At 57.2% G+C, this 19,079-nt stretch carries 21 protein-coding genes; 2 read left to right on the top strand and 19 right to left on the bottom strand.

Features of this window, described 5'->3' with window-relative positions:
• Window positions 1-133: 133 nt before the first annotated feature.
• The 5 genes from mdtP to yjcS form a co-directional block, all read right to left on the bottom strand.
• Complete coding sequence (mdtP, locus tag HUZ68_RS01415) at window positions 134-1,600, bottom strand: multidrug efflux transporter outer membrane subunit MdtP (protein ID WP_021557437.1); 1,467 nt, start codon at window positions 1,598-1,600, stop codon at window positions 134-136.
• Window positions 1,597-3,648, bottom strand: a complete 2,052-nt coding sequence (gene mdtO, locus HUZ68_RS01420) for a multidrug efflux transporter permease subunit MdtO (RefSeq protein ID WP_033814909.1) — start codon at window positions 3,646-3,648, stop codon at window positions 1,597-1,599. Before mdtO ends, mdtP begins: the two co-directional genes overlap by 4 nt.
• Entirely contained in the window at window positions 3,648-4,679 is a 1,032-nt protein-coding gene (mdtN, locus tag HUZ68_RS01425; protein WP_000446354.1) for a multidrug efflux transporter periplasmic adaptor subunit MdtN, read from the bottom strand. Before mdtN ends, mdtO begins: the two co-directional genes overlap by 1 nt.
• Window positions 4,680-4,697: 18 nt before the next feature.
• Window positions 4,698-4,973, bottom strand: a complete 276-nt coding sequence (locus HUZ68_RS01430) for a YtcA family lipoprotein (RefSeq protein WP_001308208.1) — start codon at window positions 4,971-4,973, stop codon at window positions 4,698-4,700.
• A 208-nt stretch (window positions 4,974-5,181) separates the two neighbouring features.
• Entirely contained in the window at window positions 5,182-7,167 is a 1,986-nt protein-coding gene (yjcS, locus tag HUZ68_RS01435; protein WP_021578219.1) for an alkyl sulfatase YjcS, read from the bottom strand.
• Window positions 7,168-7,419: 252 nt separating this feature from the next.
• Here yjcS and HUZ68_RS01440 point away from each other — a divergent pair, with 252 nt between their 5' ends.
• Both HUZ68_RS01440 and yjdP read left to right on the top strand, forming a co-directional pair.
• The gene (locus HUZ68_RS01440; RefSeq protein WP_001183282.1) at window positions 7,420-7,737 is read left to right on the top strand and encodes an RpiB/LacA/LacB family sugar-phosphate isomerase; all 318 of its coding nucleotides are present in this window, start codon (window positions 7,420-7,422) and stop codon (window positions 7,735-7,737) included.
• A 68-nt stretch (window positions 7,738-7,805) separates the two neighbouring features.
• Window positions 7,806-8,135, top strand: coding sequence for a DDRRRQL repeat protein YjdP (yjdP, locus tag HUZ68_RS01445; protein ID WP_033814910.1), 330 nt, complete (start codon window positions 7,806-7,808; stop codon window positions 8,133-8,135).
• 76 nt (window positions 8,136-8,211) lie between these two features.
• Here the strand turns inward: yjdP and phnP are convergent, their stop codons facing one another.
• The 14 genes from phnP to phnC all read right to left on the bottom strand — a co-directional run bounded on the left by phnP (window position 8,212) and on the right by phnC (window position 19,025).
• A complete protein-coding gene (gene phnP, locus HUZ68_RS01450) occupies window positions 8,212-8,970 on the bottom strand; it encodes a phosphonate metabolism protein PhnP (protein ID WP_023308586.1) in 759 nt (252 codons plus the stop codon).
• 1 nt (window position 8,971) lies between these two features.
• Entirely contained in the window at window positions 8,972-9,406 is a 435-nt protein-coding gene (phnO, locus tag HUZ68_RS01455; protein ID WP_001110490.1) for an aminoalkylphosphonate N-acetyltransferase, read from the bottom strand.
• Window positions 9,393-9,950, bottom strand: coding sequence for a ribose 1,5-bisphosphokinase (gene phnN, locus HUZ68_RS01460; protein WP_033814911.1), 558 nt, complete (start codon window positions 9,948-9,950; stop codon window positions 9,393-9,395). Before phnN ends, phnO begins: the two co-directional genes overlap by 14 nt.
• Entirely contained in the window at window positions 9,950-11,086 is a 1,137-nt protein-coding gene (gene phnM, locus HUZ68_RS01465) for an alpha-D-ribose 1-methylphosphonate 5-triphosphate diphosphatase (protein WP_033814912.1), read from the bottom strand. The genes phnN and phnM overlap by 1 nt, the downstream gene beginning before the upstream one ends.
• Window positions 11,083-11,763, bottom strand: a complete 681-nt coding sequence (gene phnL / locus HUZ68_RS01470; RefSeq protein ID WP_033814913.1) for a phosphonate C-P lyase system protein PhnL — start codon at window positions 11,761-11,763, stop codon at window positions 11,083-11,085. Before phnL ends, phnM begins: the two co-directional genes overlap by 4 nt.
• 110 nt (window positions 11,764-11,873) lie before the next feature.
• On the bottom strand, window positions 11,874-12,632 hold the full coding sequence (gene phnK, locus HUZ68_RS01475; protein WP_239594014.1) for a phosphonate C-P lyase system protein PhnK: 759 nt from the start codon (window positions 12,630-12,632) through the stop codon (window positions 11,874-11,876).
• Entirely contained in the window at window positions 12,629-13,474 is an 846-nt protein-coding gene (gene phnJ / locus HUZ68_RS01480) for an alpha-D-ribose 1-methylphosphonate 5-phosphate C-P-lyase PhnJ (protein WP_033814914.1), read from the bottom strand. The genes phnK and phnJ overlap by 4 nt, the downstream gene beginning before the upstream one ends.
• Window positions 13,467-14,531, bottom strand: coding sequence for an alpha-D-ribose 1-methylphosphonate 5-triphosphate synthase subunit PhnI (gene phnI, locus HUZ68_RS01485; RefSeq protein WP_033814915.1), 1,065 nt, complete (start codon window positions 14,529-14,531; stop codon window positions 13,467-13,469). Before phnI ends, phnJ begins: the two co-directional genes overlap by 8 nt.
• Window positions 14,531-15,115 carry a phosphonate C-P lyase system protein PhnH gene (phnH, locus tag HUZ68_RS01490; protein WP_033814916.1) on the bottom strand — a complete coding sequence of 195 codons (585 nt, stop codon included), beginning with the start codon at window positions 15,113-15,115 and terminating at the stop codon, window positions 14,531-14,533. Before phnH ends, phnI begins: the two co-directional genes overlap by 1 nt.
• A complete protein-coding gene (phnG, locus tag HUZ68_RS01495) occupies window positions 15,112-15,564 on the bottom strand; it encodes a phosphonate C-P lyase system protein PhnG (RefSeq protein WP_000542787.1) in 453 nt (150 codons plus the stop codon). The genes phnH and phnG overlap by 4 nt, the downstream gene beginning before the upstream one ends.
• A complete protein-coding gene (gene phnF / locus HUZ68_RS01500) occupies window positions 15,565-16,290 on the bottom strand; it encodes a phosphonate metabolism transcriptional regulator PhnF (protein ID WP_001400506.1) in 726 nt (241 codons plus the stop codon). It abuts the gene before it with no gap.
• Window positions 16,291-16,310: 20 nt separating this feature from the next.
• Complete coding sequence (phnE, locus tag HUZ68_RS01505) at window positions 16,311-17,090, bottom strand: phosphonate ABC transporter, permease protein PhnE (protein ID WP_001193500.1); 780 nt, start codon at window positions 17,088-17,090, stop codon at window positions 16,311-16,313.
• 105 nt (window positions 17,091-17,195) lie between these two features.
• The gene (gene phnD, locus HUZ68_RS01510) at window positions 17,196-18,212 is read right to left on the bottom strand and encodes a phosphonate ABC transporter substrate-binding protein (RefSeq protein ID WP_033814917.1); all 1,017 of its coding nucleotides are present in this window, start codon (window positions 18,210-18,212) and stop codon (window positions 17,196-17,198) included.
• Between the two features lie 24 nt (window positions 18,213-18,236).
• The gene (gene phnC / locus HUZ68_RS01515; RefSeq protein WP_001193418.1) at window positions 18,237-19,025 is read right to left on the bottom strand and encodes a phosphonate ABC transporter ATP-binding protein; all 789 of its coding nucleotides are present in this window, start codon (window positions 19,023-19,025) and stop codon (window positions 18,237-18,239) included.
• Window positions 19,026-19,079: the final 54 nt, after the last annotated feature.

The following is a 19,079-nucleotide window of genomic DNA, read 5'->3' on the forward strand; positions in this document are numbered from 1 at the left end:
CCACATTTTATTTGGGGTCATTCCCTGATATTACGGGCACTATTTATTCAAAACTCTGACGAAAAACAGGCTGTCGTCAGTTTTGACGTGACGAAACGAAATACCGCGTGACAGCCATCACGCGGCAGACATTTTATTTTTTCTCGACGACGGGAGCCGCCTGATACCCGCCGCCCAGCGATTTCATCAACTGAATGCTTTGGATCACCCGGCGGCTGTCCAGCATCAGTAATGACATCTCTTCGGCAAGTACTGGCAACCGGGCTTCAGTGGCCTGTAAGCGGCTGGTTAAGCCGCGCTGATAGGCGGCCTCGGCAGCGCGCTGGGTGAAGCGCGTTGCTTCCACGCGTTCAGCCTGCATTTCTCGCTCGTCGTTGAGCGTTTGCAGACGCGTGCCGTTGACGGCAACGTCACGCACCGCGTTCAGTACTGACTGGTTGTAACGTTCAATCATCATGTTGCTGGTGGCGCGCGTGCCTTCGAGATTGGCATTCAACCGTCCACCGTCAAACAGCGGCAATTTCAGACCCGGGATAAAGTTGAACTGGCGACTGGTTTTTTTGAATAAGGTATCCAGGTGGATGGCATCAAGGCCGAAAAACGCTTTGATATCAAAGCTCGGGTAGAACAACGCCCGCGCGGAATCCACCTGATCTAATGACGCCTGAACATACCAGCGCATGGCTTGCAGATCCGGGCGTCTGGCGAGCAACTCATAAGAGAGTGTCGCCGGAATGCCGGTCTGAACTCGTGGTAATGCTACAGGTTTGATCTCCGGCATATCGCTGGCTCCCGCGCCAATCAATGCACGCAGAGATTCTCGCGTTTCGGTGATTTGCCCTTTGACGGCAGCAATTTGTTTATCGACCGCCAGAATCTGTGCCCGCGCGCCGTGGAAAGGCACTTGCGCTTCCAGACCTTGCGCCACTTTACTCTGGTGCGCTTTCACCGCGTAATCAATCACATCGCGAGTTTGTTCTAACAGATCGAGCATCTGATAGCTGGCCTGCATACTGTAATAAAGCTGCGCTACGCCCGTGGTCAGCGATAGCTCTACTGCTGCGGTTTCTGCCAGCGCGGCATTATGCGCGCCAATGGCGGCGGCAACCGCTGAGCGATGCACACCCCACAAATCAAGATCCAGTCCGGCAAACAAACCTACTGTGGCTTCCGTATAGTACGGCCCGTCCATACCCAGTGCTGGCGCATCCATCGCATAAGGGCTTAAAAAGCCGTTCGCCGAGACGCGTTGGCGGTTGAGCATCCCTAACGCTGCGACCTGTAATTGTGAACCGGCATCTAACAAATCGGCCTGGGACTGCGCTTTTTCTTCCCGCAGTTTCGCTTCTGCGAGGGTGTGTGAACCACTTAGCGTCCGCTGGATCAGGGCATCCAACTGCGGGTCATTGAGTTGTTTCCACCACTGCGCCTGCGGCCAGCCGGAGCTGGCAAGATGAATATCATCGGCCAGTTTGATTTGTTCCGGTTTGAGCTGTTGATGAGGCGCAGAATCCTTACGTACCAGGGCACAGCCGGAAATCAGCGTCGTGCTGCCGAGAATGCTGCACAACAGCAGACGTGAAAGTTGACGATTGATCATTGCGTGGCTCCTTGTGCCTGTTCCGTGGCGGGTGTTAATGCCGGGGCTGTCCAGTCTGGCAAGCGGGCGAAAAGCTGGCAGACGTGTTGCTCCTGTTTTAATAAGGTGGGCAGGATGGCCTGCGAGGCGGGTGTCTCTTCAAGCGTTATTTGAGGAGAACGGCTGAGTGCGGTTGCCAGACCGGCAGCGTATTTCTCCAGGGCGTCGGCAAACTGACCTGCTCTGTCCGGCTGTAGTGCGTTATCCAGCGCCTGCGCCGAGTTCCAGGTGGCATCCCAGGCGTGAAGAATATCGCGGCCCTGACGAATAACCGTTTGCGAACGTTCAATCAGTAAGGCGCGTTCTTCGCTGTCCAGTTGACGCTCCAGCGCCACGCGTTGGCACATCTCTTCACAGGCATTAAACGCCGCATGCAGACCTATACGAATTTGCAGATAAGTGCGCAGAGCCGTGACTTCCTGCTGGCGTGGGATCCGCATTACTTTACTTAGCATACCCAGCGCACCGGCCAGTTTTTGCGGCAGCGTGCGCGCTTCACTTTCAGGCCAGACAAAGGTGTAAATCACCGCAGACACCACGGTACCAATGATGATACCCAGGGCGCGATCGCGAATTTCCACCAGGTCGTACACCGGACCAAAAACGTTTTCGAGCGTGGCGAGCGCGAAGGTGACCACCATCTGTGTGCCGATATAAGAAGAGCGTTCAGAGCTGGTGGCAATCCATGCGCCCAACAGGAAAATCGGTGCCAGCACAAACAGCAATTCGACAATATTGTCCAGCCAGGGCATGACCAGTAGCGTGAATAACAGCGCCAGAATCGCGCCGCAAAAGGCCCCGCCAAAACGCAGCACCATCTTCTGGTACGACGAACCGACATTTGGATTAGCGACGATCACGCAGGTCAGCATACAGGTGTGAATGCCTTCCCAGTCCACGCCGCTGTAAAAGGTGTAACAGATCAAACAGGCGAGCAGTGTTTTTACCGCGTAGCGCATATAGTCTGGATTGGTAAAAGCATCGGCGGCCATTGATGGCGGTTTGGCTGCGGGCGTTGGCGGCGTATTCGGGTCCATCTGACCCAGTTGTAACAGCGTCTGGCAGATATTCTCCAGGTTACATTCCCGTGCCGCCATCGCTTCACTTTCACTGATCTGCCAGTCGCTTTGCCAGCACTGACCTTCGGTAATGGCATACTGCAGCTTGTTGATTTCTGAAGCTAATTTTTGTCGGAATTCAATAATTGCCTGAGAATCAGCAAAAGAGGTGGGATCGTAGCGATTCAGCGTCGAGTAAATGTAGGTTACCGTTGCCACGCAGCTTTGCCACCATGCACTCTGGGTTCGCCAGTTGGCATCGTCCGCGAGGCAAAAGACATTGAGTTTTTGCAGCGCCAGCGCCTCTCTTTCAATCCGCGTTTCGGGTAGCGGTGCGAGGCTGTCCGTCAGGTGGCTAATGGCATCATCAAGCCGATCATTAAGCACCTGATGCATTTGCGAAATGGCACGACTGGGAAACCACAGCACGCCGATTAACGTCATCAGCAAGGTTGGATAGAGGCCAACAACGATACACCACAGCGTTAAGCGCACGACCACTTCTGGATAGTCGAGCATGGCGGGGAAGGTTTGCCCGTAAATAGCGACAATGGCGACGGCGAAAAAGACCAGCCCCAACCGATGGGTGCGCATCAAAAACATGCAGCCCATCAGGATCGGTCCGGCGATGATCAAGCGGATCAACGGTTCGCCGTATGACCATTTGTAGATCAAAAACAGGCTGCCGATCTCCAGCACCGTGGCAACCACAAACAAGATCGCCACAAATTTGGTGTAAAACGCGTTCGACTGAATACCGTAAAACAGCACTGCCAGCGATAACGCCACGAAAGGGATCTCAAAGGTCATCGAGATCAGAATCACCAGCAGGCAGCCTACCCAGAGTTGCACGGTCTGCGGCACGCGGCCTGGTCGCCGCTCGCTTAACTCTTCATGAAAGAACGCCAGCAGCCTGACCACCGGTAATGGCAGGGAGTTGAGCGCGCTCATTATTGCGGCTCAAGATTAGCGACTGCCGAAGCGCCGATGCGGAACATTTCCGGGTCAGGTTTATCAACCATGATTTTGACCGGAAAACGCTGGGCAACGCGGACCCAGTTAATAGAACGAGAAACTTTCGGCAGGCCGCCCAGCACCAGGCCGCCGTCATCCGGTAGCACGCCGTAGCCAATTGAATCCACTTTACCCTCGAAAGTTTTGCCGCTGTCACTCATCAGGCGAATCGTTGCGGGTGTACCTGAGCGAATATTTTTCAGATCGGTTTCGCGGAAGTTGGCGATCACGTACCAGTGACGAGTGTCGATTAGGGTAAAAATAGGGCGCATGGCAGAAGCAAATTGCCCGACGGAGGTTTTGAGGGAAATGACCCGGCCATCAAACGGCGCGCGAACGGTCGCCATTTCCAGATGCAGTTTGGTCAGGGCAATATCCGCTTCGACCGCCGCACGTTGCGCCACCAGCGCATCGACGCCGCTGACGGCGCTGGCGGCTGACTGCGCCTGTAACAATACGGCATTAAGATCCGCTTCTGCGGCGCGCTGCGCAGTTCTTGCACGGTCAACGTCTTCCGCTGAGACAAAACCCTCTTTCAGTAATGGCTCGGTGCGGCGTAATGTATCTGTGGCCTGTTTAGCGGCGGCACGGGCTTTTTCTACCGTGGCATTAATCGAGTCGGCACCAAACTGTTGCGCGTCAACGCTACGCTGGGTGAGCATAATTTGTTTATCCAGCGCCGCGAGGGAGGCTTCAGCTTTCGCCAGATTGGCTTCGTACGGGCGCGGGTCGATGCGGAACAGCAAATCGCCCTGTTTCACCGCCTGGTTGTCGGTGACCGCCAGTTCTACAATGCGACCGCTGACTTCCGGCACCACATCAATGGTATCTGCTGACGCGTAAGCGTCATTAGTTGATGGCGCACTGTCTACGCGCCAGATAACGAAAACAAGGGCAACCAGCGCCAACGCAACCACTAACAGAGCAGGGAATTTACTGCGAGGAGCTTTTTTCGGCGTACTTTCCATGAGCGCGTCTCAAATAGATTAGAAAAATGCCAGCCAGAACAGCATGGCGTAGAGAGCAAAAAGGGCGGTATAAATAATTCCGACAAATGCCAGATTGATATTTGTCCGCTGAATAATTCGCCTCGTGATGAGCGTCAAAATAAGGCTGGCAATGGCGCAGAAAAACCAGCTGGGATAATAAGCGCCGATCACCGGGATTGCCGGAGATAATGAACATCCCGAAACCATGAAGACGGGAATTATCCAGGCTGTTTTTTTGAGTTGCATCGCCATGCGAGAGAGAACTGTTGGCATATTAAATACATCCTGTCTGCTGCGAACAATATCTGTAGTGAATATCACTATCCATTGAAGGCGTCAGTATGGCTATTTTCTTGATGAATAAAAATAGCTTTATTCAGCCACCGCATTCATAACTTATATATTTTATTTATTAATTGGCTGTATATATTTTTAAAATAAATGCTTTTGGGGGCTTCAGCGCCCCCAAAAGCGAGTGACATTAATTTGGGGTTACGATATTAACCCACAAATCGAAATTATCCAGACAGGCGATAATTTCTTCCAGTTTCGCGCCATTGCCAATAATTTTGGCTTTCTTCGCTTTCACCAGATCCGCCATTTTTGCCTGTCCGGTCAGCACGGCGTGCAGATCTTCACGGCTGATGTAGAAAGAGGCGTCGGCTTGCGGTTGCAGTGTTTTACGGTAGTTAAGCACGCTATCGTTCAGCGTCAGGTTGAGGTTATCGCCGTTGCTCATATTGAAGTTCAGGCTGATATTTTTACCCGCGGCTTTTTCGCTATCGAGGCGAATGGACATAAAGTCGAACAGCATTTCGACCGACATTCCGCGAATGGTGTCCGGGGAACCGGTGGTGCCGTGGCTGAACTTATGCACCCCTTCGCGCAGCTCTTTCGCGCCGGTCAGGTAGAAACCGCGCCATGTGGCGGACTCGGCCTGATAGCCCAGCTGTTCAAAGTTATTCGCTTGCAGATTCTTCGCGACCTGGTCACCCGGGTTGGCGGCAATCACCTGTTTCAGCAGTTCTGCCGACCAGCGGTAATCACCTTGCTTGTTCGCTTCTTGCGCCAGGTTGATGACACGGGCAGAACCGCCCAGCGCTTTCACGTAACGTTTGCCCATCTCTACCTGACCATACGGATGCAGGTTAGCCGGGTTACCGTCGTAATAGCCAAGATAGAAGTTATACACCGCGCGGGCGTTGTGGCTGACAGAACCGTAATAGCCACGGCTGGCCCAGTTATTGGCAAGTGCAGGCGGCAGCTTAATCATGTCGCCGATTTCATTCATGGTGTAGCCCTGGTTCGCCAGGTGCAGGGTCTGGTCGTGAATGTACTTGATAGTATCGCGATATTTACCAATATAATCATTGATATGCTTATTGCCCCAGACCGGCCAGGTGTGCGGCATAAACAGCACTTCCGCGTCGTTACCCCACATATCCAGCGTTTCGTTCAGATACTCGGTCCACTTGCTGGTGTCACGGGTTTTCGCGCCGCGCAGAGTGTAGAAGTTGTGCAGGGTATGCGTGGCGTTTTCGGCGGTACACAGGGCTTTCAGGGCCGGAATATAGAAGTGCATTTCGGCTGGTGCTTCGCTACCTGGGGTCATCAGGAAGTCAAACTCCAGGCCGTCGATAATCATCTTCTCGCCAGTTCTGACGATAGTTTTAGTCGGTGCAATAATGCTCGGGTCGCCCGTTGCCAGCGTCACGCCAAGGCCATTACCCACGTTGCCTTGCGCGTTGTGTGGCAGTAACAGACCGTAAGAGTAGAGCGCACGGCGGCTCATGATGTTACCCGCCAGCACGTTTTCGCTGATGGCTTCGTCCATAAAGCCAGCAGGGGCAATCACCTGAACTTTGCCGGATTTAACATCGGCTTCAGAGATAATGCCTTTCACGCCACCATAGTGGTCGGTGTGGCTGTGAGTGTAGATAACGGCAACAATCGGTTTTTGCGGACGATGCTGGAAGTAAAGGTCAAGTGCGGCTTTTGCGGCAGGTGGCGTCACCAGCGGGTCGATAACAATAATGCCTTTCTCGCCCTCAACGAACGTAATGTTAGAGATATCCTGGCCGCGCACCTGATACATTTTATCGGTGACTTTGAACAGGCCAGAAATGCCGTTGATCTGCGACTGACGCCACAGGCTGGGGTTTACGGTTTCCGGCGCTGCGGCATTAATATCAAATTTGTAATCGTCCGCGCGGTAGTAAACTTTACCGTTCGCATCACGCAGAATACCTTCATCCAGCAGCGGGGCGATAAATCCACGCTGGGCATCGTCAAAATCCTGACGATCGCTAAACGGTAATGATTTGGCGTAATTCTGATTAACCTGTTGGGTATATTGAGTGGCGGCTTTCGCTTCCTCTTTCGCGTTAGCGGTATTTACCATCATGCCGCTGGCGGCAGTTAACGCAATAACAATCCTGCTCAAACGGAATAACCGAGAGTTATTCATATAAATCTCCATTTATCATTTATGTCGTAAATATGTAATCCATGCAAAATACGTCATTTAAAGCTGGCGTTATCATAATTGGGAAATTGCGACTTTAATAAGTGGAAGTGTGAGCGGAACGATCCATTTTATTAGGCATTTGTGCTGAAGAGGGAAAAGTACGCGAATTTATTATCTCTGTAAATAATATGAGGTGTTTTATATATTTATTATATATATTGTACTTCGGCAAATACTGAGCACAATTAATCAATGCAACCGGTGTTTTTTATTAAAAAACGTACCGGAGCAATGGGCGGTCATGTCGCTGGCACCGCAGGATTCTGTGTTGCTGTGCCAGCCTTTTATTCATGGTCAATGAGTGAGGGGATTGATAAAGAAACCAGGTCGTCAGAGCGCACTGATTATCCGCATTACGCCAGTGAAGTTGCACTGGCTTTTGGTTCACGAGTGGTTGGCCTCGAACTGGCAAAAATGATTGTGGATGCGTGGCTGGGCGCACAGTACGAAGGCGGTCGTCATCAACAACGCGTGGAGGCGATTACGGCAATAGAGCAGCGGAGAAATTGAGATTCATCCACTACTTGCATGGATGAGTAATGACTAATGTGGATAGAGTTTCTTTTTGAGGTTGGCTAATGAAACGCTTTCCGCTATTTCTTTTATTCACCCTGCTCACGCTGACCACTGTACCGGCCCAGGCCGATATTATTGACGACACCATTGGCAATATTCAGCAGGCGATTAACGATGCTTATAACCCTGACCGTGGGCGAGACTATGAAGATTCGCGCGACGATGGCTGGCAGCGTGAAGTGAGCGACGATCGGCGCAGACAATATGACGACCGCCGCCGCCAGTTTGAAGATCGCCGCAGGCAGCTGGACGATCGCCAGCGCCAGCTTGATCAGGAGCGTCGGCAACTGGAGGATGAAGAGCGGAGAATGGAAGATGAGTATGGGCGATGATGTTGGGTATGGAGCAGGCATCGCCCCTCTGGGGAGAGGGTTAGGGTGAGGGGGCCAGCACGCACATTCCCTCTCATCACGCCACCCCAATCTCCATCCCATCAAACCCCGCCTCAAACCCCGACGGCAGTGCGTTTTCCATCAGCCACGCATCAAACTGGTGGCTGATATGGGTCAGAATCACGCGCGGCGAGCGGATAACCTGATTCAGCGCAAGCACGGTATTTAAATCACAGTGATTACGCGGTGCATCCTCGCACGGCGGGTGGCTGCAATCAATCACCATTACCTGCGGCTGATTATTGCGTAAAAATTTCAGCGTTTTTTCCGGCAGGCCAGCGGTGTCAGACAGCCACGCCACCCGGCTGTGCGCCGTTTCCAGCAGATAACCGAAGGTCAGTTTTGAGTGGTTGAGCGGCAGGGGCGTGACCTGCAACCCCTGCAAATCAAACACCACAAACGGTTCCACCGTGTGGCTGAAATCAAGCAGGCCCGGATGTTTAAACAGATCGTCGCAGCCCTGTTCATCCGGCGGGCCGTAGACCGGGATCGGATCGCCCACGCCCCAGCGCAGCGGAAACAGCCCCTGGACGTGATCCATATGGTAGTGCGTCAGCAAAAACTGCTGGAACGATCCTGGCGACCAGCGATCGGTGAGATCGTGCAGCCCGGCGTCGATCAGGGTGATCGCCTCGTTAAACTTCACTACGCCGCTGCACGGCTGGCGGCGATACTGCGGCGAGCGTCGTGCTCTGGCGCAGGCCGCGCACTCGCAGCCCCATGCCGGAACGCCCTGTGCGCCGCCGGTGCCGGTGAGCGTGAGGGTCAGGCTCATGTTACAGCGCCTTCGTGAAGCGGAAGTGGCTCTGCTCGTAGCCTTCGCGCAGATAGAAACGGTGTGCGTCGTGGCGCTTCACGTTGGTCGAAAGCTCGGTCATTTCGGCCCCGGCCTGGCGGGCTTCTTCTTCTGCCCACGCCAGTAACTTACTGCCGACGTTCAGACCGCGCGCCTGCGGCATCACCACCAGCTCCTGAATTTCGCCGATCCAGTTGACATGATGCAGATGAAACTGCAAATGCAGGCCGATCATACCGACAACTTCGCCATCCAGCAGAGCCAGATGGTAGCGCATGTTCGGGTCGCGCAGATTGGCGTTAAAGCCCACGCGAAACGCGTGGTGGTCAAACTCCGCCTGTTTTAGCTCACAAATCAACGCGTAAACCGCGTCGGTGTCGTACTGTGTGGCCGGGCGAAGCTCACAAGCAGGCATGGTGTTTCTCCTTCTGATGGATCAGCGTCAGCAGCGTGTCGACCGACTGGCGCAGGCTGCCGTCATTATTGAGCGTATGGCAATCCTGAGGAGTATAGCGGGCGGCGCGCGCCAGCCGGGCGTTAATTTCACTGGCGTTTTCACGACCACGGTTTTCCAGGCGCTGGCGCAGGATCTCTGGCGACACCTGTAAGCAGATGGGCAGCAGCGCCGATGCATAGCGTGCCCGCGCCTGCGGCAGATGGGCGCGTGAGCCGTTGACCACCACGTCGAATCCGGCATGCAGCCAGAGGTCGATCTCCAGCCCGACGCCGTAATAGTAGCCGTTAGCATGCCAGCTTAACGCGAAGAGTTGCTGACCTGCGCGGGTAAAAAACTCCTGCTCGCTCAGGGCGATATGGTTTTCGCTTCCGGCGCTGGCGTCGCGCGTGATGTAGCGATGAGCCACCAGTAACTGCGCCTGTTCCCGCAGGCGGAGTTCCGCCAGCAGGCTATCTTTCCCGGAGCCGGACGGCCCCATTAACCAAATCAGTTTTCCCGTCATCAGAACACCCTTTTACCCTGACGCCAGACGTGGTCGATATGAATGTGATTGCCCTTGCGATGCGCCAGCACCAGGTCCGCGCGTTTGCCCTCGCCAATCACCCCGCGATCCTGGAGATTAAGCGCCTGCGCTGGATTTTTAGTCACCAGCTTCACCGCCTGCGGCAGCGTAAAGCTGTTGCTCTCGTCATCGGCGACGCGGAACGCCGCATCCAGCAGGCTGGCGGGGTAGTAGTCGGAAGAGAGGATATCCAGCAGGCCAAGCTGCGCCAGTTCACTGGCCGCCACGTTGCCGGAGTGCGAACCGCCACGCACGATATTTGGCGCGCCCATCAGCACGTTCATACCATGCTTGCGCGAGGCTTCTGCCGCTTCGAACGTGGTGGGAAATTCGGCGATCACGCTGCCAAGCTGATGGGATTCGGCCACGTGGGCGTGCGTGGCGTCATCGTGGCTGGCGAGCGCAATTTGTCGCGCGCGGCACATTGCGGCGATGGATTCGCGATTTGGCTGCGACCAGCGTGCAGCAAGCGCCAGCTGTTCCTCTTCATACTGCTGCATCTGCGCATCAGTGAGAGAGTATTTACCCTGATAATACTCGCGATACTTCTCGCGGTTGGCGAACTGGCGCTGGCCCGGCGAGTGGTCCATCAGCGACACCAGCGTCACCGGTTCGCGCTGCACCAGTTTTTCAAACAGCGGCAGCGTGGTGTGGTGCGGCAGCTCGCAGCGCAGGTGCAGGCGGTGCTCGGCGCGGTTGACGCCGCGTTTCTGCGTCTCTTCGATGGCGTTGATCATCTTCTCCAGATTCTCCAGCCGATCGCCGCCGTCGCGCACGTCGCCAATCGCCACGGCATCCAGTACGGTGGTGATGCCGCTCGCCACCATCAGCGCGTCGTGGCTGCTCATCGCCGAGTGGGCAGGCCAGTCAACTTTCGGGCGCGGGGTGAAGAATTTATCCAGATTATCGGTATGCAGCTCAATCAGCCCCGGCAGCAGCCAGCCGCCTTCGCCGTCCATCGCCTCCGGCAGGCGGCTCTGGCTTTCGGCAAAGGCGCGGATTTCGCCGTCCTGTACCTCCAGCGAACCGCTTACCACCTCGTTTTCCAGCACCAATTTGACGTTATTGATAATCATGAAGAGGCTCCCATTGGGTGCAGGCGGTCGGCAACGTCATTACGTACGGCTTCGTCATGGAAGATGCCGACAATGGCTGCGCCGCGGGCTTTGGCTTCGCGGATCAGTTCCACCACCGCGGCGCTGTTTTTGGCGTCCAGCGAGGCGGTAGGTTCGTCGAGCAGCAGAATGGGGTAGTCGACGATAAAGCCGCGGGCGATGTTGACGCGCTGCTGTTCGCCGCCGGAGAAGGTCGATGGCGCCAGGCGCCACAGGCGTTCCGGCACGTTCAGGCGGGTGAGTAGACGCGCGGCTTTAGCGGCGCAGGCTTCACGCGGAACGCCGGTATCGAGCAGCGGCTGCATCACCACTTCCAGCGCCGAAATACGCGGGATGACGCGCAGAAACTGGCTCACCCAGCCGACGGTGGTTTTGCGGATCTCCACCACTTTGCGCGCTGGCGCGGTGACCAGGTCTACCCACTCGTCACCGTGTTTGATCTGGATTTGCCCTTCGTCGGGCAGATAGTTGGCGTACAGCGAGCGTAGCAGGGTTGATTTTCCGCTGCCGGAATGGCCGTGGAGCACCACGCATTCGCCCGCGTTGACGATGAGCGAGGCGCGGTTGAGGACGGGCAGGCGCACGCCGTTTTGCTGGTGCAGGATGAAGGTTTTACTGACGTTTTGTACGTTAATCATTTTTCGCCTCGTGGTTCGGGTGTCGGATGCGACGCTGACGCGTCTTATCCGACCTACGGGGAGCGCATTTGTAGGCCGGATAAGGCGTTTACGCCGCATCCGGCACCGGCTCAATTCTGCAAAACCGATGACACCAGCAGCTGTGTATACGGATGATGCGGGTCGTCGAGCACGCGGTCGGTTAACCCACTCTCCACCACTTGCCCCTGCTTCATCACCAGCAAACGGTCCGCCAGCAGGCGGGCGACGCCTAAATCGTGGGTGACAATCACCACCGCCAGGTTCAGCTCCACCACCAGGCCGCGCAGCAGGTCGAGCAGGCGCGCCTGCACCGACACATCCAGCCCACCGGTTGGCTCGTCCATAAACACCAGCTTCGGATGCCTCACCAGGTTGCGGGCAATCTGCAAACGCTGCTGCATACCGCCGGAAAAGGTGGTCGGCAGGTCGTCGATCCGGTTGGCGGGAATTTCCACCTCTTCCAGCCACTTCTGCGCGGTAGCGCGAATGTCGCCGTAATGACGCGCCCCGGTTGCCATCAGCCGCTCGCCGATATTGCCGCCTGCCGACACCTGGCGGCGCAGGCCGTCGAGCGGATGCTGATGCACTACGCCCCATTCGGTGCGCAGCAGGCGACGGCGGTCGGCCTCGCTCATGCCATAGAGGGAACGGTTTTCATAGTGAATCTCCCCCAGTTGCGGCGTCAGACGCGCGGAGATTGATTTCAGCAGCGTGGTCTTCCCGGAGCCGGATTCCCCGACAATGCCCAGCACTTCTCCCGGCCATAAATCAAAAGAGACATCGCTAAAGCCTTTGCCCGGCGCGTAAAGGTGGGTCAGGTTATTGACCGAAAGTAACGGTTGATTCATTGGCTTTTTGCCTCGCTCTGTTGGCGGCAATAATCGGTATCGGAGCAGACAAACATGCGGTTTCCGGCGTCATCCAGCACCACTTCATCAAGATAGCTGTGGGTCGATCCGCAGATGGCGCATGGTTCATCCCACTGCTGAACGGTGAACGGGTGATCGTCGAAATCGAGGCTTTCCACGCGGGTAAACGGCGGCACCGCATAGATGCGCTTCTCGCGCCCCGCGCCGAACAGTTGCAGGGCGGGCATCATGTCCATTTTCGGGTTATCGAATTTCGGGATCGGCGACGGGTCCATCACGTAGCGCCCGTTCACCTTCACCGGATAGGCGTAGGTAGTGGCGATATGACCGAAGCGGGCAATATCTTCATACAGTTTCACCTGCATCACGCCGTACTCTTCCAGCGCGTGCATGGTGCGGGTTTCCGTTTCGCGCGGCTCGATAAAGCGCAGCGGCTCGGGGATCGGCACCTGGAAGATAATTATCTGATCTTCGGTCAGCGGCGTTTCGGGGATGCGGTGACGCGTCTGGATAACCGTCGCATCGTCCGTACGTTCCGTGGTGTTTACCCCGGTCACGCGCTTGAAGAAGTTGCGAATCGACACGGCGTTGGTGGTGTCATCCGCGCCCTGGTCAATCACCTTCAGCACGTCGTTTTCGCCAATCACGCTGGCGGTAAGCTGAATGCCGCCGGTTCCCCAGCCGTACGGCATTGGCATCTCGCGCCCGCCAAACGGCACCTGATAACCGGGGATCGCCACCGCTTTTAAGATGGCGCGGCGGATCATGCGTTTGGTCTGCTCGTCGAGGTAGGCAAAGTTGTAGCCGCTCAGATTAGCCATGGTTCTGCTCCTGTTGCAGACGTTTGAGTAGCTCCAGTTCGGCCTGGAAATCGACGTAGTGCGGGAGTTTGAGGTGTGAGACAAAGCCTGCGGCTTCGACGTTGTCGGCATGTGCCAGCACGAACTCTTCATCCTGCGCCGGGCCTGTCGCGTGCTCGCCGTACTCCGGGGCTTGCAGAGCGCGGTCGACCAGCGCCATCGCCATCGCTTTGCGCTCGCTCATGCCGAACACCAGCCCGTAGCCGCGCGTGAAGTACGGCGGTTCATCCGGCGGGTCGATAAAACCGTTAACCATTTCACACTCGGTCATCAGCAGTTCGCCGACGTTTACCGCAAATCCCAGCTCTTCCGGCACAATCGATACGTCGATATAGCCGCTGCGGATCTCGCCCGCGAACGGGTGGTTGCGCCCGTAACCGCGCTGGGTGGAGTAGGCCAGCGCCAGCAAATAGCCTTCGTCGCCGCGAATCAACTGCTGCAAACGGGAAGAACGTGAGCAGGGGTAAACCGGCGGCGTGCGGGTGATGTCGTCCGGCTGTGCGCCGCTATCCTCTTCAAACTTCGCCAGCCCCTGACGCGCCAGCAGGCTGAAAACGTGCGGCGACGGCTGTTGTTCGCTGTCGGCGGTGGTCAGCGTCGGCGCTTCGCCGTTTGCCAGCAGGGTGAAATCGAGCAGGCGATGGGTGTAGTCGTAGGTTGGGCCAAGCAGCTGGCCGCCGGGAATGTCTTTATAAACGGCGGAGATACGCCGTTCGAGGCGCATCCCGGTGGTGTCGAGCGGCTCGCTTACCGCGAGCTTCGCCAGCGTGGTGCGGTAGGCGCGCAGCAGGAAAATTGCTTCGACGTTATCGCCGCTGGCCTGTTTCAGCGCCAGCGCCGCCAGTTCGCGGTCGGCAATGCCGCCTTCGGTCATCACGCGATCCACCGCAAGGTTAAGCTGCTGTTCAATCTGGGCGACGCTCAGTTCGGGCAAATCGGTATCGCCCCGGCGTCGGCTCTCTTGCAGGGCGTGGGCGGCGTCGATCGCCTTCTCGCCCCCTTTCACGGCAACGTACATCAGCACACCTCCACATGAGTGGTTCGCGGGATAGCCAGCAGGCGCTCGCCGCAGGTCAGGATCAGGTCGATGCCGAGCGGGAACGGGTGCGGGCGCTCGGTGAGTTCGTGCAGAATGCACTCCGGCAGCTGCGGGGCGATCATTCGTTCTTCGGCAATGCCCGCGCCGGTAAGGCGCAGCATGCGCCCGCCGCTCAGGCTGGCGACCTGTAAAATCAGCGTCGCGCCCGCTTCCGGCGCAACGGCGGCGCCGGTGGAAAGGGCGTTGAGCTGTTCGCTGGAAATCGCCTCATCCGTTACCGCGAAGGTCGCCTGTTCCGGCTGGCTGACCAGCGGCGCGTTGGTATGAAAACGCAGGCTCTGGCTGACGATATCGTTACTTAATGGCGCGGCAAGCCACACCGGCGTGTCGTTATCGGCCAGCGTCAGCAGCACGCTGGTGGTGGCGATATTCAGCGGCTGCCAGCCGCGTTTGAGCTGATGCAGGGCGACAATCACGCCCGGCTCGCTCATGGCCTTTAACAGGCGACGAAAACTGTGCTGGGCATCCTGCACGGGAAGCATAAAAGCGGTTTCCAGGGTCATGCGTTGTCTCCGCGAACCATCGTAAAGAAGTCGACCCGGCTGGCGTTCACTTCGGCCTGGCGTGCGGCAATGCGTGCCATACGGTCAGCGTCCAGCGGGGCAATAAGAGTTTCTGATAAGTTTTGAAAGTGGCGGGTTTGCTGCATCAGCGCGTCAATCAGCGCGCAGCGTTCGGCGTGCTGTTTGTCGCGCCCCAGCACCCAGCTGTAGCCGAGCGTGCCGTCAGTCAGGCGTACGGCGGCGCGGGTGAGCGTGGCGTCGCCGGCAAAAAAGCGTTCACCGGTGCCGCCCATCCGCGCCTGAATCTGTACCAGGCCAGTTTCAGCGGCGCGGATCACCTCATAGTCGGCGGTGATGTTCAGCGCGTTCAGGCGGGCTGCCAGTTCTGCCGGTTGGCTGTGCGCCAGTACGGACATCCAGTGCTGGCGGGTCGCGGTATCTGCGTGCATTCAGTGCTCCATAGTGAATTCAATCATGTCGGCGCGCGTCAGGCTGACGGAGTACTCCGCCGGGCTGCTTTCACCGTCACGGTGGTTAAGGGTGCGCACGCACAGCAGCGGCGACATATTCGGGATTTCAAGACGCTGGCACTCTTTGGCCTGGGCGCGGCGGGCGCTGATCCGCGTCTGGCTACGGCGCAGCGCAATCCCCGTTTGCTCGCGCAGAAAATCGTGCAGCGAGCCGCTGTCGAAGCGTTGCAGCGTCGGCCAGAGGGTGAGGTCCGCAAAGTAGTGGTCGATTAAACAGAGCGCGACGCCGTTGACCCGGCGCAGGGTGCGCAGGTGGATAACGTTCTCGCCCTCGGCGATACCCAGCGCGTCAGCGACGTGGCCGGAGGCCGGGCGGAGCACAGACAGCAGTTTTTCGCTGGTGGGGTGACTGCCCTGATCAAGTAGATTCTGGCTAAAACGCGCCTGGGCGTTGAGCGGGTAATCGAACGGGCGCATCAGCACCAGCACGCCGACGCCCTGACGGCGCTGTACCCAGCCTTTTTCCACCAGTTGGTCGATGGCGCGGCGCAGGGTGTGCCGGTTCACCTCAAAGCGCGCCGCCAGCTGCTGCTCGGCGGGAAGATAGTCGCCGCAGCGGTAGTGTTGACGCAGCTCCTGCTCAAGTTTTGCGGCTATCTCCTGATAGCGTGTTGGGTAGCTGGTCGGATGTGTAGACAAGTGCATAGCTATCAATGCCTCGCTAATCAGATAAAGTGCTTACGCAACCGTTGAGAGAGGAAATCCAGCAGGCTGACCGTGACGATAATCAGCACCATCAGGGCGCAGGTTTGCTGGAACTGGAAACCGCGAATCGCTTCCCACAGCGTGACGCCGATCCCGCCCGCGCCGACCATGCCGACGACGGTCGCTGAGCGGACGTTAGATTCGAAGCGATAGAGGGAGTAGGAGATCAGCAGCGGCATCACCTGCGGCAGCACGCCGTAGAGGATCTCTTCCAGCTTGTTGGCGCCGGTCGCGCGAATGCCTTCCACCGGGCCGGGTTCGATCGCTTCCACCGCTTCGGAAAGCAGCTTGGAGAGCACGCCGGTGGTGTGGATAAACAGCGCCAGCACGCCAGCGAACGGGCCGAGGCCGACGGCGACCACGAACAGCATGGCGAAGACCATTTCGTTAATGGCGCGGCAGGCGTCCATCAGGCGGCGAACGGGCTGGTAAACCCACCATGGCACCAGGTTTTCGGCGCTCATCAGGCCGAAGGGGATGGAGAGAACCACCGCCAGCGCGGTGCCCCAGACGGCGATTTGCAGCGTGACGGCCATTTCGGTGAGGTAATCCTGCCACTGGCTGAAATCGGGCGGGAAGAAGTCGGCGGCGAACGTCGCCATGTTGCCGCCGTCTTTAATCAGCGTGAGCGGGGCCATTTCCGCGCCCTGCCACGAGACGACCAGCACGGCGAGAACAACGGCCCAGCTCAGAAGCGAGAACCAGCTGCGCTTGGGTGGGGCGATGGTGATGGTTTGCATGTTTGGCTCCGGTCTGTAGGCCGGATAAGGTGCTTGCACCGCATCCGGCATCAACGCCTGCACATTGTCGGATGCGACGCCGGGGCGTCTTATCCGACCTACGATTTACTGCACCGCTTTACTCACCGAACTCATCGCGCTTAGCGCGTTGTTCAGGCGGTCCAGGTCATCCAGCTGCGCCTGAATCTCGGTGGTTTTTGCCAGCTTGTCCTGCTCATTCAGCCCTTTATTGCCTTCCACGCTTTGCATCTCTTTAAACAGTGCGAGCTGGCGAATCGGCACCAGTTGCAGGTCGCTGGAAGCGCGGAACGGCGCCCAGCCCAGGCGTTCCAGCACCGCTTTCTCTTCCGGCGTTTTTCCGTAGTTCATAAAGAAGTCGTAGATCTTGTCTTTGGTGGTTTCGGAAAGGTTTTTACGCCAGACGATCGGATCGCCTGGGATCAGCGGCGACTTCCAGATCACTTTCAGTTCTTTCAACTTCTCCGGCGCGGAGGTTTTCAGCTTGTCGAGGTTTTCGGTGTTGTTAGTGGCAACATCCACCTGCTTGTTGGCGACGGCCAGCGCGTTGGTTTCATGCCCGGCGTTGACGGTGCGCTTGAAGTCGCTGGCGGAGATATTGTTTTTGGCGAAGACGTAGTAGCCGGGGACGAGGAAGCCAGAGGTGGAGTTAGGATCGCCATTGCCGAAGGTGAGATCTTTCCGCTTCGCCAGCAGATCGTTCAGGTTGTTGATCGGGCTATCTTTGTTGACGATCAACACGCTCCAGTAACCCGGCGATCCGTCCGCCGCGACGGTCTGAGCGAAGACCTGACCGTTGGCGCGATCCACCGCTTCCATCGCCGACAGGTTGCCGTACCAGGCGATATCCACTTTGTTGAAGCGCATTCCCTGGATAATGCCCGCGTAGTCCGGGGCAAAGAAGGCGTTGACCTTCACGCCCAGCTTCTTCTCCATATCCTGTAAAAACGGCGTCCATTGCGGTTTCAGGTTTTGCTGTGATTCCGTTGAAATAATGCCGAAATTCAGCGCCTTTTCCTGCTCTTCGGCGTGCGCCGGGCTAAACAGGGTGCTGAGGCTGAACATGCTGGTGAAGGCCAGCGAGGCAATTATCTTAGCGTTCATTCGTTTTCCTCAATGATGGGGATGTCAGGCAGCTTTCGCGTTCTCTTCGATGCGATTAATGCTGCGGTAGAGATGGTCAAAACGTTCGTTATCAAACTGTTGGCTGCTGCCGTCGTAGAAGACGTGCCCCTGGCGCAGGGCGACGATGCGCTCGCAGTAGCGCAGGGCGTAATCCACCTGATGCAGCGTGACGACCACGGTGATGCCGTCGTTCTGGTTGATGTCGCGCAGGGTGTCCATCACGATGCGGGCGGATTCCGGGTCCAGCGAGGCGATCGGTTCGTCCGCCAGAATCACCTTCGCCTGCTGCATCAGCGCGCGGGCAATCGCCACACGCTGCTGCTGTCCGCCGGAGAGGGTGGAAACGCGCTGATGGGCAAAATGCACCATGCCAACGCGGGTCAGCGCCTGTAACGCGCGCTGTTTCTGCTCGCGGGTGAACCAACTAAAACAGGTGCGCCAGAACGGCGTGCTGCCGAGCGCGCCAATCAGCACGTTCTCCAGTACGCTCAGGCGATTCACCAGGTTGAATTGTTGGAAGATGTAGCCGGTGTTGGCGCGGCTTTTGCGGATATCGCGGGCTAAGCGGCCATTTTGCTGGACGGTGCGGCCCAGCAGCTCGACGCGGCATTCTGGCTTTTTATCGCCGACAATCAGGCCGCTTAAGTGACGTAAAAGGGTGGATTTGCCGGAACCCGACGGCCCAAGCAGAGCCACCATTTCACCGTGATGAATGTTCAGATCAACCGCATGCAGCGCCTGATGCTGATTGAAGGTTTTGGCGAGCTTCTCGACACGGATAATCGTTTGCATGATGCAGCCTCCCTAAAAAAGTGGCTCCATCGTGGCGGATTATTGTGACGATTT

The organism is Shigella dysenteriae (assembly GCF_022354085.1).
Taxonomy (GTDB): domain Bacteria; phylum Pseudomonadota; class Gammaproteobacteria; order Enterobacterales; family Enterobacteriaceae; genus Escherichia; species Escherichia coli.